At 56.8% G+C, this 19,314-nt stretch carries 16 protein-coding genes and 1 other RNA gene; 14 read left to right on the top strand and 3 right to left on the bottom strand.

Annotation, left to right across the window (positions count from 1 at the left end; genetic code table 11):
* Positions 1-172: 172 nt before the first annotated feature.
* Positions 173-838, bottom strand: a complete 666-nt coding sequence (locus tag PuT2_RS08220; protein ID WP_233574840.1) for a trimeric intracellular cation channel family protein — start codon at positions 836-838, stop codon at positions 173-175.
* 95 nt (positions 839-933) lie between these two features.
* Between PuT2_RS08220 and PuT2_RS08225 the strand changes: the two genes are divergently transcribed.
* On the top strand, positions 934-1,299 hold the full coding sequence (locus PuT2_RS08225) for a hypothetical protein (protein ID WP_093970569.1): 366 nt from the start codon (positions 934-936) through the stop codon (positions 1,297-1,299).
* Positions 1,300-1,406: 107 nt separating this feature from the next.
* On the opposite strand, the gene PuT2_RS08230 is transcribed toward PuT2_RS08225, so the two are convergent.
* Complete coding sequence (locus PuT2_RS08230; protein ID WP_093970570.1) at positions 1,407-1,679, bottom strand: SWIB/MDM2 domain-containing protein; 273 nt, start codon at positions 1,677-1,679, stop codon at positions 1,407-1,409.
* A 172-nt stretch (positions 1,680-1,851) separates the two neighbouring features.
* Between PuT2_RS08230 and pyrC the strand changes: the two genes are divergently transcribed.
* A complete protein-coding gene (gene pyrC, locus PuT2_RS08235; RefSeq protein WP_093970571.1) occupies positions 1,852-2,916 on the top strand; it encodes a dihydroorotase in 1,065 nt (354 codons plus the stop codon).
* 35 nt (positions 2,917-2,951) lie between these two features.
* On the opposite strand, the gene PuT2_RS08240 is transcribed toward pyrC, so the two are convergent.
* Positions 2,952-4,787 carry an ATP-binding cassette domain-containing protein gene (locus tag PuT2_RS08240; protein WP_093970572.1) on the bottom strand — a complete coding sequence of 612 codons (1,836 nt, stop codon included), beginning with the start codon at positions 4,785-4,787 and terminating at the stop codon, positions 2,952-2,954.
* Between the two features lie 103 nt (positions 4,788-4,890).
* Here PuT2_RS08240 and rnpB point away from each other — a divergent pair.
* The 12 genes from rnpB to PuT2_RS08300 all read left to right on the top strand — a co-directional run bounded on the left by rnpB (position 4,891) and on the right by PuT2_RS08300 (position 19,309).
* Positions 4,891-5,298: RNase P RNA component class A (gene rnpB / locus PuT2_RS08245), an RNA gene on the top strand.
* A 370-nt stretch (positions 5,299-5,668) separates the two neighbouring features.
* On the top strand, positions 5,669-6,097 hold the full coding sequence (gene mraZ / locus PuT2_RS08250; RefSeq protein WP_093970573.1) for a division/cell wall cluster transcriptional repressor MraZ: 429 nt from the start codon (positions 5,669-5,671) through the stop codon (positions 6,095-6,097).
* A gap of 8 nt (positions 6,098-6,105) precedes the next feature.
* Complete coding sequence (rsmH, locus tag PuT2_RS08255) at positions 6,106-7,179, top strand: 16S rRNA (cytosine(1402)-N(4))-methyltransferase RsmH (RefSeq protein ID WP_093970574.1); 1,074 nt, start codon at positions 6,106-6,108, stop codon at positions 7,177-7,179.
* A complete protein-coding gene (gene ftsL / locus PuT2_RS08260; RefSeq protein WP_093970575.1) occupies positions 7,176-7,481 on the top strand; it encodes a cell division protein FtsL in 306 nt (101 codons plus the stop codon). The genes rsmH and ftsL overlap by 4 nt, the downstream gene beginning before the upstream one ends.
* Entirely contained in the window at positions 7,478-9,217 is a 1,740-nt protein-coding gene (locus PuT2_RS08265) for a penicillin-binding protein 2 (RefSeq protein ID WP_093970576.1), read from the top strand. The genes ftsL and PuT2_RS08265 overlap by 4 nt, the downstream gene beginning before the upstream one ends.
* Entirely contained in the window at positions 9,214-12,006 is a 2,793-nt protein-coding gene (murF, locus tag PuT2_RS08270) for a bifunctional UDP-N-acetylmuramoyl-L-alanyl-D-glutamate--2,6-diaminopimelate ligase MurE/UDP-N-acetylmuramoyl-tripeptide--D-alanyl-D-alanine ligase MurF (protein ID WP_093970577.1), read from the top strand. The genes PuT2_RS08265 and murF overlap by 4 nt, the downstream gene beginning before the upstream one ends.
* A complete protein-coding gene (gene mraY, locus PuT2_RS08275; protein ID WP_093970578.1) occupies positions 11,996-13,171 on the top strand; it encodes a phospho-N-acetylmuramoyl-pentapeptide-transferase in 1,176 nt (391 codons plus the stop codon). Before murF ends, mraY begins: the two co-directional genes overlap by 11 nt.
* 4 nt (positions 13,172-13,175) lie before the next feature.
* Positions 13,176-14,702, top strand: coding sequence for a UDP-N-acetylmuramoyl-L-alanine--D-glutamate ligase (murD, locus tag PuT2_RS08280; protein WP_093970579.1), 1,527 nt, complete (start codon positions 13,176-13,178; stop codon positions 14,700-14,702).
* Positions 14,699-15,892, top strand: a complete 1,194-nt coding sequence (ftsW, locus tag PuT2_RS08285; protein WP_093970580.1) for a putative lipid II flippase FtsW — start codon at positions 14,699-14,701, stop codon at positions 15,890-15,892. The genes murD and ftsW overlap by 4 nt, the downstream gene beginning before the upstream one ends.
* Entirely contained in the window at positions 15,889-16,962 is a 1,074-nt protein-coding gene (murG, locus tag PuT2_RS08290) for an undecaprenyldiphospho-muramoylpentapeptide beta-N-acetylglucosaminyltransferase (protein ID WP_093970581.1), read from the top strand. Before ftsW ends, murG begins: the two co-directional genes overlap by 4 nt.
* Positions 16,959-18,365: a UDP-N-acetylmuramate--L-alanine ligase gene (murC, locus tag PuT2_RS08295; RefSeq protein ID WP_093970582.1), complete on the top strand. Its 1,407-nt coding sequence runs from the start codon at positions 16,959-16,961 to the stop codon at positions 18,363-18,365. Before murG ends, murC begins: the two co-directional genes overlap by 4 nt.
* Positions 18,362-19,309: a D-alanine--D-alanine ligase gene (locus tag PuT2_RS08300; protein ID WP_093970583.1), complete on the top strand. Its 948-nt coding sequence runs from the start codon at positions 18,362-18,364 to the stop codon at positions 19,307-19,309. Before murC ends, PuT2_RS08300 begins: the two co-directional genes overlap by 4 nt.
* Positions 19,310-19,314: the final 5 nt, after the last annotated feature.

The following is a 19,314-nucleotide window of genomic DNA, read 5'->3' on the forward strand; positions in this document are numbered from 1 at the left end:
GTAGCCGCCTGCCTTGCCCCAAGGCTCCGCGCTCGTGCAGTACACTTGGACTTCGGGTGCGCTCAGCGGTGAGAGGGTGCGTTCAGCGGTGAGAAAGTGACTGTAGTGGTTGGCCCGGACAGTAGGTAGAGCAGTAGGCAAAGATCAATGGGTCAAGATCAGTGGGTAAAGATCATTCCCAGCGTTGCTGGTACGAAAACACAGGCAAACGCCAATGGAAGCGGATGGCCAACATGCGAAACGCCACACCGCAGCCAAAACAGACCAGCATCGTGATGTTCTCGCCAACGCCTACCCATTGCATGAGCAAGAATAGAACACATACAAACAACGACACACTGGCGTAGAGTTCGCGGCGAAACACTACCGGTACCTGGTTGCACAATACATCGCGCATGACGCCGCCGCTAATGCCTGTCAGCATGCCCGAAATAATGACAACCACAATGGGGTAGTCGAGCGTCAGTGCAATGGTGCAGCCAATAACCGAAAATGCAACCAGCCCTAAAGCGTCCAGCATTAGAAACAATTGCTTGAGCCGAAGCATGTATCGTGCAACTAGCGTCGTCAGCAGTCCTGCTGACAGCACGATATAGACATACTCGGGGTGTTGGGTCCAACCTATGGGGTAGTTGCCCAACGTAACGTCGCGGATAGTCCCGCCGCCTAAGGCGGTCACAAAAGCAATTACCGCTACACCAAAAATGTCCATACGTCTGCGCCCTGCGGCCAGCGCACCCGACATTGCTTCGGCAGTAATCGCGATCAAATAAATGATCAACATCATATTGATGTCGAGATTGCTAAAAGGGTGCAGCGCGCTGGATAGACTGTCCATGAGGGTTCTGGGTAAGTTGACGAGTATCAGGCCCGTAATAGAAGGGCAGGTTAAAATATACTGAAATTAATTGCTACTGATGATTTGGAGGGTCTATGACCGAAGCACTACCGCCGGAAGAAAACAAAGGCTTGTCACTCAAGTGGCTGACGCACATTATTTATGGCTTGTTCGCCTTGGGTGTGCTTAGTGCCGGTTTTATCGGTGTAGCTACAATCGCGGCCATGGTGCTGGCTTATCTAAAGCGCAGTGATGCCGCAGGCACAATTTATGCCGTGCATTTCGACTGGGTCATTAAAACATTCTGGTGGGGTCTGCTCTGGGTCATTGTCAGTGCTTTGCTGACCTTTGTTTTTATCGGCTGGCTTACTGGCCTGGCTGCTGTGATTTGGGTGGTTTATAGGCTGATTAAAGGCTGGCTGGCCCTCCTTGAAGGCACTGCCCCCAGTCCCGAAATCTAACGCACTTTTTGGCCCCAAAAAAACTTCACCCCAAAGGTTGGCATAATGTCCAACGTTTGGGGTGAAGTTCGTGGTGCAGGCTTGTTAACGCAAACCTGTGCCGCTGTTTACTTCAAATGGGCGCTGACCAGCTTGGTCATTTCGAACATAGAGACCTGGTCTTTACCAAAAATAGGGCGCAGTTTGTCATCGGCATTGATGTTGCGACGGTTTTTGGGGTCTTGCAAATCGTTCTTTTTGATGTAGTCCCAAAGTTTTTTAGTAACTTCGGTACGCGGCAACGGTTCGGCGCCAACAACAGCAGCCAAAGTAGCGCTGGGGGTAAGGGGCTTCATGAATGCTGCGTTGGGTTTACGCGCGGTTTTTTCGGTGGTTGCCATATGTTATTTGCTCCTGTTAGTAAAGGTCAGGCACGAGCATAACGCTTCTTGAGCCCGACAGCAAAAGTGTTTGTACCTTATTTTTCTGAATTGCGCATCGGGAAATTCTTTTGGTTAGCCCCTGCAACGTTACCATACGCGGTGCTTTCGACTAAATATTAACGAGGTTTTCATGAGTTCCGACATTTCGACATTGACCATTACACGTCCCGACGATTGGCACTTGCATCTGCGTGATGGCGAGATGCTGCAGTCGGTGGTGGCCGATAGTGCCCGCCAATTTGCGCGGGCCATTGTCATGCCGAACCTTACTCCGCCTGTGACCACAGTGGCTGCTGCTCGGGCTTACCGCGAACGCATACTCCAGGCGCTAGCGGCAAACGGCTTGTCTGGCGACGCTTTCCAGCCGCTCATGACGTTATATCTCACGGACAATACCTCACCCGAAGAGATTCGTCTTGCAGCCGATAGTGATGTTGTGTTTGGTGTGAAGCTGTACCCGGCTGGTGCAACAACCAACTCTGATGCCGGTGTTACCGATTTGCTGGGCCATTGCGTTAAGGCGCTGGAAGCGATGCAGGACAAGGGGCTGCCGTTGCTGGTGCATGGCGAAGTCACTGATCCGTCTGTCGATATCTTTGATCGCGAAGCTGTCTTTATTGACCGCGTCATGATTCCGTTACGCAAGGCGTTTCCGCAACTTAAGGTGGTGTTTGAGCACCTGACGACGCAACAAGGCGTTGAGTACGTTCGCGATGCCGAGGGCCCGGTCGGCGCCACAATTACGGCGCACCACTTGCTCTACAACCGCAATGCGCTTTTCCGGGGCGGTATGCGCCCGCATTGGTATTGCTTGCCGGTTCTCAAACGCGAGCAGCACCGTTTGGCGCTTTTGCAAGCCGCGACAAGCCAAAGTAATCGTTTCTTTTTGGGTACCGACAGCGCACCTCATGCCCGAGGCCTGAAAGAAAACGCTTGTGGTTGTGCTGGCTGCTACACCGCTTTGCATGCCATGGAGCTTTACGCGATGGCTTTTGACTCGGTTGGCAAGCTCGACCGTCTTCAGGCTTTTGCCAGCGAAAACGGCCCAGCGTTCTACGGCTTGCCGCAAAACAAGGGCACGCTGACACTTAGGCGCGAAGGGTTTACGGTGCCCGAAGCCTTGCCGGCCGCGGGTACAAGCCTGGTACCTTTGGCGGCGGGTGAGCAACTGTCTTGGTCAGTCGCCTACGAATAAGGCGCGGCCACGCCGCGGCCTCATCGGGGTCGTGATTATTCAGAACCGGCCTGTTTGGCTTCGAGCGCTTCCCAACGCTCGAAGCTTTTACTAAGTTCGGCTTCGATGGTGGCCAGTTCTGTATTAATGTCGTGTACGCGGTCAGGATCTTTTGTATAAATCTCGCCGTCGGCTAATGTCTCTACCAGGGTGCTTTGGCGGCTTTCCAGAGCGGCAATGGTCTCGGGAAGCGCATCCAGCTCTTTTTGCTCCCACGATGTAATACGACTTGCTTTGGCGGGTTTGGCGCGCGATGCCGGCTTGTCTGCGGGCTTCGCTGCCGAAGCGTCGCGCTCCGCAACCGATTTAGACTCATCATTGGAAAAGACGGGTACCGCAGCTGGGCGTTGCTCGAGCCAGTCGTCGTAACCACCCGCATATTCGCGCCATAGGCCGTCCCCTTCCCAGGCCAGTGTCTGGGTGACCACATTATTCAAGAAGGCGCGGTCGTGACTGACCAGCAAGACGGTGCCAGGGTAGTCTTGCAGCAGCTCTTCAAGTAGTTCCAGGGTTTCGATGTCAAGGTCGTTGGTGGGTTCGTCGAGCACCAGAATATTGGTAGGTCGAGCAAACATTCGGGCCAGTACCAGCCTGGCTCGTTCGCCACCCGACAAACTACTGACCGGCGAGCGTGCGCGTGCTGGTGGAAACAGGAAGTCTTCGAGGTAGCTCATGATGTGCTTGCGCTGGTCGCCGATTTCGACCCATTCGCTGCCGGGGCTGATCGTGTCGGCCAAGGTTGCGTTTTCGTCTAGCTGCGAGCGCATCTGGTCGAAGTAGCCAATAGTGAGGTTTGTGCCTAGCTTCACGATGCCTTCGTTGGGTTCGAGCTTGCCCAGAATGATCTTGAGCAGTGTTGTCTTTCCGGCGCCGTTGGGGCCAATCAGGCCAATGCGGTCTTTGCGCAGGATGACAGTCGTCAGATCGTTGATGAGGCGTTTGTCGCCGTACCCGTGTGACACGTGCTGGAGTTCGGCAACCAGTTTGCCTGAACGCTGGCCTTCGACAACGGCCAAATTGACATTGCCGGACCGTTCTCGGCGTGCGGTGCGTTCGCGTCGCAGTTGTTCCAGTCGGCGGACCCGACCTTCGTTACGTGTCCGGCGGGCTTCGACGCCTTTCCGGATCCAGACCTCTTCTTGAGCCAGGAACTTATCGAATTTTGCGTTTTGTTCTTTTTCGGCTTCTAGCCATTCGGCCTTGCGTTGTTGCCACTGCGTGAAGTTACCCGGAAAACTGAAGAGTTTGCCCCGATCGAGTTCGACGATGCGCGTGGCGACGGCGTCAAGGAAGCGGCGGTCGTGCGTGATGATGACCACGCTGCATCGGGCGTTCTGCAGTAACTTTTCGAGCCAGGCGATCCCGATGAAATCAAGGTGGTTGGTAGGCTCATCAAGCAAAAGCAAATCGGGTTCGTCGGCGATTGCTTTGGCCAGGGCAACGCGCTTGCGTGTGCCGCCCGAAAGCCCGGCGATGAGCGCGTCGGCGTTCAGGCCAAGTTCGGTCATCAGCGCTTGTGCGCGCGCTGGCCGTGCCCAGTCTTCGGTTTCTAGGTAGTCGGCGCACAGGACATCGAGTACGGTCGAGTCGGCTGGAAGGTCGGGCTCTTGCTCGACGGTGGCTATTTTTAGGCCGCCTACACGCATAATGTCGCCGTCATCAGGTGCATTGCGTCCGTCAATTAGTTTTAGCAGCGATGACTTGCCAGCACCGTTGCGGCCGATCAGTCCGACGCGTTCGCCGGTTGATAGCGTGAGGTCGGCATGATCGAGCAAGGGATGATGGCCATAGGCCAGTTGAATCTGGGTAAGGGTAACTAAAGGTGTGGCCATATATTTACTGCGCAAAAGAGCTCAAAAAGAAACAACAGCTATTGTCGCAGTTTGTGGCGATTTGTTCAGTGACCATGGGTTAAAGGGGCTACAATGCCGTGGCGGGGCAGGCTGGGCAATCGCGGTATCGTGTATATCGAGGAAGGTCCGGACTCCACAGGGCAGGGTAGCGGCTAACAGCCGTCCGGCAAGCGGGCGTGAACATGCCCTCAAGCCGAGGAACAGGGCCACAGAGACGAGTCTGTTGCATGGGCGTGCATTGCACGCACCGATACGGCAACTTCCGTATGGCGCGGTCGGGTAACCGTTCGCAATGCAGCAGGGTGAAACGCGGTAACCTCTATCCGGAGCAACACCAAATAGGCATACGACGAGCTTTCGGGCTCACAGGGCGGCCCGCCCGAGTATGCGGGTAGGTGGCCAGAGCGCGTCAGCAATGGCGCGCCCAGATGAATGATTGCCCGCCGGGTTTCCCGGCGTACAGAATCCGGCCTACAGGCCTGTCCCGTCTCTTTGCATTTTTCTGCATCTAGTCCCGCAGCCAAAGACACGCGCGCGTGTCTGCGCGTCGGGTTACGGTGTAATTTCCCGCGTTCATATCGTCGGCCCCCGCTGGGTCGGTCTGCTGGCGCGTCCATATCCGCCATGTTTTGCTAAATAGCCGTCTTGCGTTCTTATCTGCACGAAATTTCCGAATAAACCACTTCCAGTTGCAGCTGCAATCTATTGATTTAACGGACTATTTTTTTCAAAGGAATTCTTCTTTTTGGCTCTAAGTGCTTGTTGTCATTGAAAAAAATGCAATTTAGCGCTTGACCGACCCTGTTTGATGTCGTAGAGTGGGAAAAAGTAGGATAATGTGCAAAAAAGTGGGGTAAAACGTGTTCCAGGGTTGTAGCGCACTTACGCTCGATGCTAAAGGGAGGGTCTCTATACCCACCCGGCATCGTGACGCGCTCGTTTCCCAGGAAGGCGGCAGCCTTACGCTGACGCGTCACCCTGACGGCTGTTTGCTGGTCTATCCTCGTAGTGTTTGGGAAGCTCGTCGCGAGCAAATCGCGCGGTTTCCGATTTCGGCGCGCGCCTTGCAGCGTTTGCTGTTGGGTAATGCGCTTGATGTCGACATGGATGGCTCGGGGCGCATTTTGGTGTCGCCCGAATTGCGCCAGGCCGCGGGCTTGACGCGCGAGGTCATGCTGCTCGGTATGGGCAGTCATTTCGAGTTGTGGGATGCCGAAGCCTGGGCACGGAATGAGGCCGAGGCGTTGTCTAAGGGCATGACCGATGCCCTCGATGACTTCTCTTTCTAAGGGCCGCTATGACATTTGTCCACCTGCCCGTGTTGCTCGAACCCACGGTCGATGCGCTCGTTAGCGAGCCCTTCGGTCGCAAGGGGCGCTCGTCGGTTCGGGTGGGTACGCGCCCGGCGTGCGCCAATGGCATTTTTGTTGACGGCACATTCGGGCGTGGCGGGCACAGCCGGCTGTTGTTGTCTCGTCTTGGCCCCGACGCCCGACTTATTGTTTTTGATAAAGATCCCCTTGCTATCGAGACGGCGCTGACGCTGCAGCGCGAAGATGCGCGCGTAACCGTCGTTCACCAGGGGTTTGCGTCTATGGCGCAGGCGTTTGCCGAACTGAATATCGACCACGTTGATGGGGTCATGCTCGATCTCGGGATTTCTTCCCCGCAAATCGACGACGCCGGGCGTGGTTTTTCTTTTATGCGCGAAGGTCCTCTGGACATGCGCATGGATACGAGCAGGGGCTTGACTGCTGCTCAATGGCTGGCGCAAGTCAGTGTTGAAGAACTTAAGGAGGTCATAGCAAAATATGGCGAAGAACGGTTTGCTTTCCAGATTGCAAAGGCGGTTGTTGCTCGCCGCGAATCCAGGCCGCTGCGCACAACGCTCGACCTCGCCGAGCTCGTCGCCAGTGTCGTCCGCACGCGCGAAAAGGGTCAACATCCGGCCACTCGCACCTTTCAGGCTATACGGATTCACATCAACCAAGAGCTTGAAGAACTCGCGTGCGCCCTCGAGGCAGTTTTAACCTTACTGGCACCAGGTGGTCGCCTCGCGGTGATCAGTTTCCATTCGCTCGAAGATCGAATGGTCAAGCAGTTCATCACGGCCGCTTCTCGTCCTCCCGAAGCGACGGCCCGATTGCCTATTCCTGAAAAAGATATGCCGCAGCCCGTGTTGGTGTCGCTCGGGCGTGTGTTGCCATCCGACGAAGAAGTGGCAGCCAACGCGCGTTCGCGTTCAGCGGTATTGCGTGTGGCCCAACGCACAGAAACGCCCGTTTTGCCGGGTGAAGCTGCCGGGTACGTCAAGGCGTTGCGCCTTTCTACTAATGACAGTGGCTCGTCTCATAAACGGAGGCGGGCATGAATCGTTTGTCATTGTTGTTTGCCGTCGTCTTGATGTTGTCAGCCATTTCCTTGGTGACGGCGCGCTATCAATCGCGGCAGTTGTTTATTGCCTCCGAGCGGTCCACCGCGCGAACACAAGAGCTGGATATCGAGTGGCGGCGTCTGCAACTCGAGCGTGCCGAGCTGGCGCGCAATGCCCGTGTTGACGAACTTGCCCGGCACGATCTGCAAATGGTGGTGCCGCGTCCCGTAGGCACCATTTATATTAAAGAGAACCGGGTAGTGGCGAACCCCTTCATGAAAAGCGGGGCCAAGCCATGAAACGCTTCCGCTTTTACGATAGCCCTGTCCTGAACATTCAGATGCCACTGTGGCGATCGCGTTTGGTGCTGGTGTTGATGCTGCTGGGTTTTGTGGCCCTGATCGCCAAGGCTTTGTATTTGCAGGGCTTGTCTAATGACTTTTTGCAGAAGCAGGGCGAGCGACGCTACGAAAAGACGCTCGTGTTGCCTGCCATGCGCGGCAAGGTGTTTGATCGAACAGGTAAGGTCGTACTGGCCTCCAGTGTGCCGGTCAAGGCGATCTGGACAGTACCTGAAGACGCCCAAAACGTGCGTCCCGAGCAGCTGGCGCAAATGGCGACATTGCTCGATATGCCGGTGGTCGACATCAAGGCTCGCCTTGCCAACGTCGACAAGAATTTTGTGTATATCAAGCGTCAGGTGGCCCCCGACGTTGCCGAGAAAATTCGTCAGCTGAAAGTCCCCGGTATCTATTTACAGGACGAAGTGCGCCGCTTTTACCCCGAGGGCGATATGACCGCCCATGTACTGGGCTTTACAAACATCGAAGACCGCGGCATTGAAGGTATCGAGCTGACGTTCAACGATGCGCTTTCCGGGCAGCCAGGTAGCCGTCGTGTAATCAAAGACCGTTTGGGGCGTGTCGTCGAAGATGTGCAGGCAGCCGTGCCGCCCATGCATGGCAAAGACCTGTTCTTGTCGCTCGATGTTGGTCTTCAGTTCGATTTGTACTCTGCGTTGAAAAGTGCAATGCAAGAGCACAAGGCAACGGGTGCTGCGGGCGTGGTCATTGATGTGCGTACGGGTGAAATTCTGGCGCTGGCCAACTTGCCGGCGTATAACCCGAACGATCGCGGCAGCCGCTCAGGGAACGAGTTGCGTAACCGAGCCATTGTCGATACGTTCGAGCCGGGCTCGATCATGAAGCCGTTCACCGTGGGGCTGGCGCTCGACCTGGGGCGTATTCGCACTACCACCCAATTTGATACCGGCGATGGTAAATATCGCTATCACGGTGCAACTATTTCTGACGTGTCCCGTAATGGGGTGATTGATGTGGCCGGGGTGTTGCGCCGCTCAAGCAATATCGGAATGACGATGATTTCCGAGAAGCTAAGCTCGCAAGAAATGTGGACCAAGTTCACGCAATTGGGCTTTGGGCGCGCGCCGGACGCAAATTTTCCGGGTGTTGCCGCAGGTCGGTTACGTCCCTGGGAGCGCTGGCGCCCGATCGAACGGGCCACCATGTCCTACGGATATGGTCTGTCGGTGTCGTTACTTCAAATTGCGCATGCTTACAGCGCATTTGCTCGTAATGGCGATATGGTTTCAATGACCCTTTTGCGTCGTCAGGGCAAGCAGCCCACCAGTGTTCAGGTATTTACCCCTGAAACTGCTAAATCGGTTCGAGCCATGCTCGAGGCAGCAGCCGGCCCCGATGGGGCGAAACTGGCGCAGGTGCAAGGCTACCGTGTGGCGGGCAAAAGCGGCACGGCGCGCAAAATTGTGAACGGCAAGTACAGCACCAAGCAGTACCGCAGCTCGTTTGTCGGTTTTGCGCCGGTTTCAAATCCGCGCATTGTGGTGGCGATTTCTATCGATGAGCCGCAGTCGGGTGTTTATTACGGTGGGCGTGTTGCCGCACCGGTGTTTGCTAATGTAGTGGCCAGCAACTTGCGTCGTATGGGGGTGCAGCCCGATGCACCGATCGATTCCTTGGTAGCGGTAGGCCCGAAAGAAGGAGCCGCCCGATGATCGCCCAGGATCTCGTCAAACAACTCAAGTCTATTGCCGGCGACCAGGCACATCTTTGCCTCGATTCGCGTCAGGTAGGCGCAGGCGATATTTTCTTTGCCTGCCCGGGTCGTGCTTCCGACGGGCGCCAATTCGTGAGTCAGGCCGTCCAGGCAGGTGCGGCCGCCATTGTCGTTGCCGATGTGTCCAGCGACGCCTATGCCGGCTACAAGGTCCCAGTCATTACAGTGCCTGACGTGCAAGATATGCTGGGGCAGATCGGCCACGAATGGTACGGGCAAGCGTCTGCTGCGCTGACGGTTGTCGCAGTGACCGGTACCAATGGAAAGACCTCAACGGTTCAGTGGTTGGCCCAAGCCTTAAATGCCGAGGGTGTAGCTTGCGGCACGATTGGCACATTGGGCGTGGTGTTGCCCGATGGCACCAATTTGGGGGCCACGCTGACGACGCCTGATGTCTTGTCCGTCCATCGCTGCCTCGCGGCGTTGCGCGACGCTGGCGCTCGCGTTGTGGCAATTGAGGCCTCGTCGATTGGGCTCGAGCAAGGCCGATTGCAGTCGGTTTGCATCGAAATTGCGGCCTTTACGAATTTGTCTCATGACCACCTCGATTACCACGGTACCGTCCAAGCCTACGCCGCGGCCAAGCAGCAGCTTTTCGCCTGGCCCGGTTTGCGCACTGCCGTTATTAACGCCGACGATGCTGTAGGCAGGCAGTTTGCCCAGTCGTGCCGGGCGCCGCAAATTGAGACCTACTCAATTGAAGGGGATGTCGCTGCAAGCCTGCGTGCCACTGATATACAGACGGGTTCGCACGGGGTGATTTTCAATCTGGCGCTGGCGCATGGCGTTGCCCAGATCATGACGCGTTTGGTGGGTCGACATAATATTTCGAACTTGCTGTTGGTGGCTGGCGTTTTGCAGGCGCTCGGCTGGCAGCTGTCAAAAATTGCCCGGGTGTTGGGGCAGCTTAAATCCGTTGAAGGTCGTTTGCAGTTGGTCGAGCCACATAACTGTGGGGCGCCCGAGATGGCTTTGCCCATGGTGGTTGTCGACTACGCACATACGCCCGACGCTTTAACACGCGCGCTGGATGCGCTTCGCGATGTCGCGAAAACGCGTTCAGGCAAACTTGTCGTGGTGTTCGGTTGCGGTGGCGACCGTGACCGTGCCAAGCGTCCTATGATGGGCGACATTGCCGAGCGACTGGCCGATCACGTCATCCTGACCAGCGACAATCCGCGCACCGAGTTGCCCGGGCAAATTCTCGAGGCGATTGCATCGGGTATGCGGGATCGGCCTGTCATTATTGCCGATCGGGCCGATGCCATTTTGTCGGCAGTCTGGCAGGCGAACGCAGCCGATGTTGTCTTGTTGGCAGGTAAGGGCCATGAAACTTATCAAGAAATTGATGGTGTCAGGTTGCCGTTCGATGACCGGGAGTGGGCGCAGGCGGCCTTGGCATTGCTGCAGGGAGTCTCAGTTTCGACTGACTCGCGCGCTATCGAACCCGGGCAGCTTTTCGTAGCGCTTAAAGGCGAGACCTTTGACGCACATGATTATCTGGACCAGGTTGCGCGGGCGGGTGCCTGCGCGGCAATTGTCGCTGTTCGCCGGGCTGACCTTGCCATACCGCAGATTGTGCTGGGCGACACTCATGCGGCGCTTACGCGCCTGGGCCGTGGCTGGCGTCGTCGCTTTAACTTGCCTGCAATTGCGGTTACCGGCAGTAATGGCAAAACCACGACCAAAGAAATGGTCGCCTCGATTCTACGGGCCTGGGTGGGTAATGACGATGCGCTGGCAACGTCGGGTAACTACAACAATGACATTGGCGTACCTTTAACGCTCTTGCGTTTGCGTGCCAATCATAAGGCTGCCGTTTTCGAGTTGGGGATGAACCATCCGGGCGAGATTGCGCATCTGGCCGAATTAGCCCAGGCGGACGTGGCGCTGGTCAACAATGCACAACGAGAACACCAAGAGTTCATGCATACGGTCGAAGCTGTTGCGCGTGAAAACGGTGCGGTGATTCAGGCGTTGCCGGCTGATGGCGTAGCCGTTTTTCCGGGCGATGACGCGTACAGCGCCTTATGGTCGGAGTTTGCCGGTCAGCGCCGCAGCTTGCAGTTTGGCTTGGCCGATACCTTTGAGGTCTACGCTGACCATATTCATGCCGAGCCGGCTGGAACGCGGTTTACCTTGCACACGCCGGGCGGTACGGCGACGGTCCAGCTGTCGGCGCCGGGTCGCCATAATTTGAGTAATGCTTTGGCAGCTGCAGCATGTGCTGTTGCGGCCGGTGCAGGGCTTGATGCGATAGTAGAGGGCTTGCAAGCGTTCAATCCGGTCAAAGGACGTATGCAACCCCATCTGCTACTCGATGGTCATCAGCTTATCGACGACAGTTACAACGCGAACCCCGACTCGGTGCGTGCCGCCATTGATGTGCTTGCCAGTTTGAAGGGGGGCAAGGTGCTCGTCTTGGGTGGAATGGCCGAGGTCGGCGAGAACGGACCCGCAATGCATGCTGAAGTTGGCGCATATGCACGGTCGCAAGGTATTGAGCATTTGCTGACACTGGGTGGTGCCGCACGTGACTGTGCTACTGCGTTCGGGTCGGGTGCAGAAACGTTCGACAACGTCGACGACTTGGTCTCACGTTTGGTGGCGCTGACGCCGGCGCATGTGCTGGTCAAGGGGTCGCGCAGCAGCCGCATGGAGCGGGTTGTTCAGGCATTTCAAAAACAAAAAGTATCTGTAAACGAGGGATCTGATCATGCTGCTTGAGCTTGCACGCTGGTTGTCCGAGTCGCCGCACTTCCGTGCCCTTGGTGTTTTCGAATACATCACTCTGCGTGCCTTGTTGGCTTGCGCCACGGCCTTGTTGATCGGCCTTGTCGCCGGGCCGGCAGTAATTCGCAAACTTACCGCACTGAAAATCGGGCAGGCCGTCCGTAGTTATGGGCCCGAAACCCATCTGGTTAAGACAGGCACCCCCACCATGGGCGGCGCCTTGATTCTGATTTCAATCGCTGTCAGTACCTTGTTATGGGCCGACTGGACGAACCGTTTTGTATGGGTCGTGCTGTTGGTGACTTTCGGCTTTGGCTGGATAGGTTGGGCGGACGACTATAAAAAGGTCGTGCATCGCGACCCCGAGGGCATGTCGTCGCGCCAGAAGTTTTTTTGGCAGGCGCTGATTGGCATCGTTGCTGCCGTCTATCTTGCCTTTGCGGTGTCGGCGCCGGCCAATGCAGAGCTTTGGCCGCTGTTTCGCGATTGGGTGGCGAGCGGGTTTACCATGTCTTTGCCCACGCGCGCTGACTTGATCGTGCCGTTTTTCAAGAGCGTAAGTTATCCGCTGGGCGTATTCGGCTTTGTGGCGCTGACCTGGTTCGTGATCGTGGGGTCGAGTAACGCGGTCAATCTGACTGACGGCCTAGACGGCCTGGCCATCATGCCCACCGTCATGGTTGGAAGCGCGCTGGGTATTTTCGCGTATGTCGTGGGTCGCGTCGACTATTCCAAGTATTTGCTTTTCCCTTATATTCCGGGCGCTTCAGAGCTCATGGTATTGTGCGCGGCCATTGCCGGTGCCGGTCTGGCGTTTTTGTGGTTCAACACGTATCCGGCCCAAGTTTTTATGGGTGATGTCGGTGCGTTGGCGCTTGGCGGTGCGTTAGGCACAATCGCCGTTATCGTGCGTCAAGAAATCGTACTGTTCATTATGGGTGGCGTCTTCGTCGTCGAAACGTTGTCGGTCATGATTCAGGTCACGTATTTCAAGTACACCAAACGAAAGTACGGACAAGGGCGACGAGTATTTCGAATGGCGCCGTTGCACCATCACTTTGAGGTCGGCGGCTGGAAAGAAACCCAGGTGGTCGTTCGGTTCTGGATCATCAGCATGATGCTGGTGCTGATCGGTTTAGCTACTTTGAAGTTACGTTGAGCTCATGAGCGAATTCGATTTTCCCTCCATCCCTGTCGAACAGCCAACGCTTGTGCTTGGCCTGGGCGAAACAGGTATGGCCGCAGCACGCTGGTGCGCCCGTCATGGTGCGCCGTTGCGTGTGCTCGATACGCGCGAGAGTCCTAAAGGCCTCGATGCATTCAAGACAGCCCTGTCAGGGTACGCTGTTGAGTATCAACTGGGCGTCAATGCGCTGGTCCCTGCGGCGCTAGAGGGTGTTGCACAAATTGTTGTCAGCCCCGGCCTTTCGCCGCTCGCCGAGCCGGTGTGCGGGTTTCTTAAGGCCGCACGCGAGGCCGGTATCGAGGTGCTGGGCGAGATCGAGTTGTTTGCGCGCGCGTTGGCAGACATGCGCGGGCAAGGTTATGCACCCAAGGTATTGGCGGTCACTGGCACCAATGGGAAAACGACGGTTACGGCCATGACACGCCATTTGTTGGCGGGTTGCGGTATCAGTACGCGTGCTGCCGGCAATATCAGTCCGGCCGCATTGACCGCCCTGATGGACGCCATGGACAACGACGCGTTGCCTCAGGCCTGGGTTCTGGAGTTGTCGAGCTTTCAGCTGGAAACCACCCATTCATTGGCGCTTGATGCTGCGGTAGTGCTCAACGTGACACAAGATCATCTGGATTGGCACGGATCGATGCAAGCCTATGCTGATGCCAAGGCACGCTTGTTGAGCATGGCGAGTGTGGCCGTGATCAACCGTGATGACCCTGCTGTGTCCCAGATGGTAGGTGCATTGGAAGATGTGGCAGTACGGTCTTTTGGCCGCGCCACGCCGACGTTGACCGGTGATTTCGGGTTGTCGTCTGATCATGGTGTCAACTGGTTGTGTGTGGCTGAAGCGGCTGACTTCGATGCGCCATCGGCGCCGCGACGTCGCAAACAAACAGAGCAGCAACGACGCGAGGTTGGCCGTCTCAGTCGCCTGATGCCTGTTGATGCATTAAAGATTCGTGGCATGCACAATGCCCTGAATGCCCTAGCTGCGCTGGCGCTGGCGCGCGAAGCAGGGTTAGGTTGGGCGCCGTTGTTGCACGCATTGCGCGATTATGCCGGCGAGCCTAATCGCACCGAATTTGTTCGTACTGTGGCTGGCGTAGATTTCATTAACGACAGCAAGGGCACAAATGTCGGCGCAACGGTTGCCGCCCTCGAAGGCCTGGGGCAAAACGTAGTGTTGATTGCCGGCGGTCTTGGCAAAGGCCAAGATTTTTCTGTGTTGGCGCCGGTTGTGCGCGCCTACGCGGCCGGGGTTGTGCTTATTGGCCAAGACGCCGCGCGTATCGAGCAGGCATTGGCAGACACTGGCGTGCCCGTGGTACATGCGGCAACCATGGACGATGCAGTCAGGCAGGCCATGCTGTTGGCCAAAGCAGGGCAGGCCGTGCTGTTGTCACCGGCATGCGCCAGTATGGATATGTTCAACGATTACGCGCATCGGGCGCGTGTGTATATTGACGCGGTCAACGAGCTGGCTATGGATCACGGAGAGGTGGTATGAGCTTGTTCGCCGACCTGACATCCGGTATCAACTCGGTCAAGCCGGGGCGCACCAGTATGCCCAGCTTCGACTTTAGTGTTTTGGCTGTCACGCTGGCGCTGGTGTTGTTCGGCTTGTTAATGGTGTATTCGGCTTCGATTGCGCTGGCCGACGGGCCACGTTATGCCAACTACGGTCGCTATTACTTTGTCGTGCGTCATGGCTTGTTCCTGGCCGTCGGGCTTGTGGCTGCCGTCATGGCCTTTAGTATTCCACTCCGGGTTTGGGAAAAAATCGCTATTCCGCTTTTCCTGGTGTGTTTGTTTTTGTTGTTGGTCGTCCTGATTCCCGGCATTGGGCGGGAAGTGAACGGGGCGCGTCGCTGGCTACCGCTTGGGCCGATTAATTTTCAGCCGTCCGAACTGATGAAGGTGGCTATTTGTTTGTTTGCGGCGTCTTATACCGTGCGTAAGCAGGCACATATGCAAAGCTTCCTGCGGGGGTTCATGCCTATGGCGGCGGCATTGGCCATGGTCGGCATGGTGCTGCTCCTCGAACCAGACCTTGGTGCGTTCATCGTCATTGTGGCCATTGCCGTGGGTGTGTTGTTTATTGGCGGGCTGAACGGCAGACTGTTTTCGGCCTTGCTAGGCATTCTATTGACCAGCTTCCTGATGCTGATATGGCTTGCGCCGTGGCGTCGCGAGCGTTTGTTCGCTTATCTCGACCCCTGGAATCCTGACAATATGTATGGCAGTGCTTATCAACTTTCGCACTCCCTGATCGCGTTGGGGCGGGGCGAGTGGTTTGGCGTGGGTTTGGGCGCCAGTGTTGAAAAGCTCCATTATCTGCCCGAAGCGCATACTGACTTTATCGTGGCTGTTATTGGCGAAGAGCTTGGCTTTGTGGGTGTCTTGTGCCTGATTCTCGGCTTTGCCTATGTGATCTGGCGGGCCTTCGATATTGGCCGTCAGGCCATCGCCATTGAGCGTGTCTTTAATGGTCTGGTCGCGCAGGGCGTGGCAATGTGGTTTGGTATTCAGTCGTTTATCAATATTGGCGTTTGCGTGGGTTTGTTGCCCACGAAGGGGCTTACCTTGCCGCTCGTCAGTTACGGGGGCTCGGGTATTGTGATGAATATGGTGGCGGTTGCGATATTGCTGCGCGTCGACTACGAAAACCGAAACCTGATGAGAGGTAAACGGACATGACGGCGCGTACGTTAATGATCATGGCGGGTGGTACAGGCGGGCACATCATGCCCGGTTTGGCGGTTGCCCACGAAATGCAGTTGCGCGGCTGGCGCGTCGTTTGGCTGGGTCACCCTGAGCGCATGGAGGGTCGTTTGGTGCCTGCGCATGGGCTGGCGCTCGAGCCGTTGCGTTTTGCTGGTGTACGAGGCAAAGGGCTCAAGGCACTGGTGACATTGCCATTCAGTTTGCTTCGGGCTAGCTTGCAAGCCCGGTCTGCGCTCCTGCAGGTCAAGCCCGATGTGGTGCTTGGTATGGGCGGCTATGTCGCGTTCCCCGGCGGTTTGGCCGCTTGGTTAAAGCGCATCCCTATGGTCATACACGAACAAAATGCGGTGGCCGGCACGGCTAATCGTTGGTTAGCCAAAATGGCTGACAAAGTATTGGTCGGCTTTCCCGGTGCGCTGCCTGGCGCCCTAATGGTCGGTAACCCGGTTCGCGCTGAATTAATGCAAATAGATGCCGCTGATCAGCGTTATGGCCGCCGAGAAGGGCCGTTGCGGCTATTGGTGGTGGGTGGGAGCCTAGGGGCTAAAGCCTTGAACGAAACATTGCCAGAAGCGTTGGCTTTGTTGGCTCCAGATCAACGGCCTATTGTCGTGCACCAAACCGGCGAGCAGCATCTTGATGCCGTAAGACAAGCTTATGCGAGCGCGGGTGTTGACGCACAGTGTCACGCATTTATTACCGATATGAAAGCGGCGCTTGCCGATGCCGACTTGCTGGTGTGCCGGGCCGGCGCAATGACGGTGGCCGAGGTCGCTGCCGTTGGCGTGGCTGCGTTGTTTGTACCATTGCCGCATGCCATTGACGATCATCAAACGGCTAACGCCCGCTACCTTAGCGAGTGTCACGGGGGGTGGTTGCAGCCTCAGTCCGAGCTGACACCGCAATGGTTGTCCAGCTGGTTGCAGCAGCGTTCGCGCGCCGAGCTGGCCGGCATTGCGCGCCATGCTCATGAGCATGCCAGTCTGAACGCGACTCAGGCGATTGCGGACGCATGCGAGTTAGCCGCCGGGAGGGGCGCATGAAACATAGAATTCAAAGTATCCATTTTGTCGGTATTGGTGGCTCCGGGATGAGCGGCATTGCCGAGGTTTTGCTGAACCTGGGTTACGCCATCAGCGGCTCCGACATTCAGGCGTCTGCCGTCACGCGACGTTTGGAACAGTTGGGGGCGAAAGTAACGATTGGTCATCATGCCGACAATATCAAGGGCGTGGGGGCTTTGGTGACCTCCACCGCCGTATCGGGCGATAACCCTGAAGTGCTTGCCGCCCGTGCCGCCCACATACCGGTTGTACCGCGCGCCCTGATGCTGGCCGAACTCATGCGGCTCAAACGCGGTATTGCAGTTGCCGGAACCCACGGTAAAACCACGACAACCAGTCTGGTGGCCAGTGTGCTTGCCGGGGGTGGGTTGGACCCAACCTTTGTGATCGGCGGGCGGTTGACGTCGGCCGGCGCGAATGCCCGCTTGGGTCAGGGTGAATTCATCGTTGTTGAAGCCGATGAATCGGATGCGTCGTTTCTGAACCTGCTGCCGGTGATGGGCATCATCACTAATATCGACGTCGACCACATGGATACCTACGGCCATGATGTCGCCCGGCTGAAAAGCGCGTTCATAGAATTCACGCAGCGCTTGCCGTTTTACGGCAGCGCCATTGTGTGTGGTGATGATGCTTACGTCCGCGAGATTATTCCCTTCATTTCGCGGCCCGTAACAACTTACGGTTTTGGTGAAGACGTTCTGGTCCGCGCTGTGAATGTGCGTCCTGAAGGCACGACGATGTGCTTTGACGTTGTTCGCAAATCTGTTGACGGCCAATTGCCCTTGTTGTCGGTGCGCCTGAATTTACCAGGTCGTCATAATGTGCTGAACGCCTTGGCAGCGATAGCCGTTGCCACTGAGTTGGGTGTCGAAGACGCAGAAATTGCCCGAGCGCTGGCCGAATTCAACGGCGTTGGTCGCCGGTTTACCCAAGTGGGTGATTTTGCGGTGCCTCAGGCGCACGGTGGTGGCAAATTTACCCTGGTTGACGATTATGGTCATCACCCGGTCGAAATGGCCGCGACATTGTCGGCTGCGCGCGGCGCCTGGCCCGACCGCCGAATCGTTCTGGCCTTCCAGCCACATCGTTACACCCGAACCCGCGATTGCTTCGAAGATTTCGTCAGGGTGCTCAGTCAGGCCGATGCGGTATTGCTTACCGAGGTCTATCCGGCGGGCGAAGCGCCGTTGGTTGCTGCCGATGGCCGCGCCTTGACCAGGGCCGTGCGGGTGGCCGGAAAGGTTGAGCCCTTGTTTATAGAGAGCGTGGCAGATCTGCCGCAAGCCATTGTTGATTTTGCACGCGATGGCGATGTTGTGATTGTTATGGGTGCCGGTTCGATCAGTAAAGTTCCGGCACAGTTAGGAGATTTGGTATGACCAAGGCTTACGGACGCGTTGGCGTGTTGTATGGCGGTTCTTCGGCCGAGCGCGAAGTGTCATTGATGTCCGGTGAGGGTGTGTGCTCAGCCTTGCGTAGCGCCGGCGTTGATGCACACTTGTTCGATACCGGCACACGTAGTCTGCAAGAGCTTGTTGTTGCTGGTTTCGATCGGGTGTTTATTGCGTTGCATGGCCGCTATGGTGAAGATGGCACGGTGCAGGGCATGCTGGAGCTGATGGGCGTGCCTTACACCGGAAGCGGTGTGCTGGCCTCCAGCCTGGCCATGGACAAGATCATGACCAAAAAAATCTGGATCAACGTCGGGCTGCCAACGCCCGGGTATGCGGTCGTCCAGCACGAAGACGAGCTCGAAGCGGCCGGACGCGAAGTCGGTTACCCCCTGATGGTCAAGCCGCCCCACGAAGGGTCTACGCTGGGTATCACTAAAGTGAGCGACGAAAGTGAGCTGTTGGCCGCGTATAGGTTGGCCGCCCGTTTTGATGACGAGGTCTTGCTGGAAGCTTTTGTGCAGGGCCGCGAACTGACAGTGCCAGTGCTGGGTAAAGGGCGCGAGGTTCGCGCGCTGCCGGCGATCGAGATCATTGCGCCTGGCGGCAACTACGATTACGAGCACAAATACGTCTCTAACGACACCCGTTACGAATGTCCGGCGCCCGTCGAGAAAAAGACAACCGTCGAACTGATCCGGTTGGCAGAGCAAGCCTATACCGCGCTGGGTTGTGAAGGTTGGGGGCGTGCCGATTTTATGCTCGATGCGCAGGGGCAGCCCTGGTTGCTCGAAATGAATACATCGCCTGGCATGACTAGCCATTCTTTGGTACCCATGGGGGCCAAAGCGGCGGGCATGACATACGCCGAATTATGTCTGGCTATCCTTGATACGGCGTCGTGCAAAGTGCGCGCACCCGAAAACGCATAAGGACC

The organism is Pusillimonas sp. T2, assembly GCF_002236805.1.
Lineage (GTDB): Bacteria > Pseudomonadota > Gammaproteobacteria > Burkholderiales > Burkholderiaceae_B > Neopusillimonas.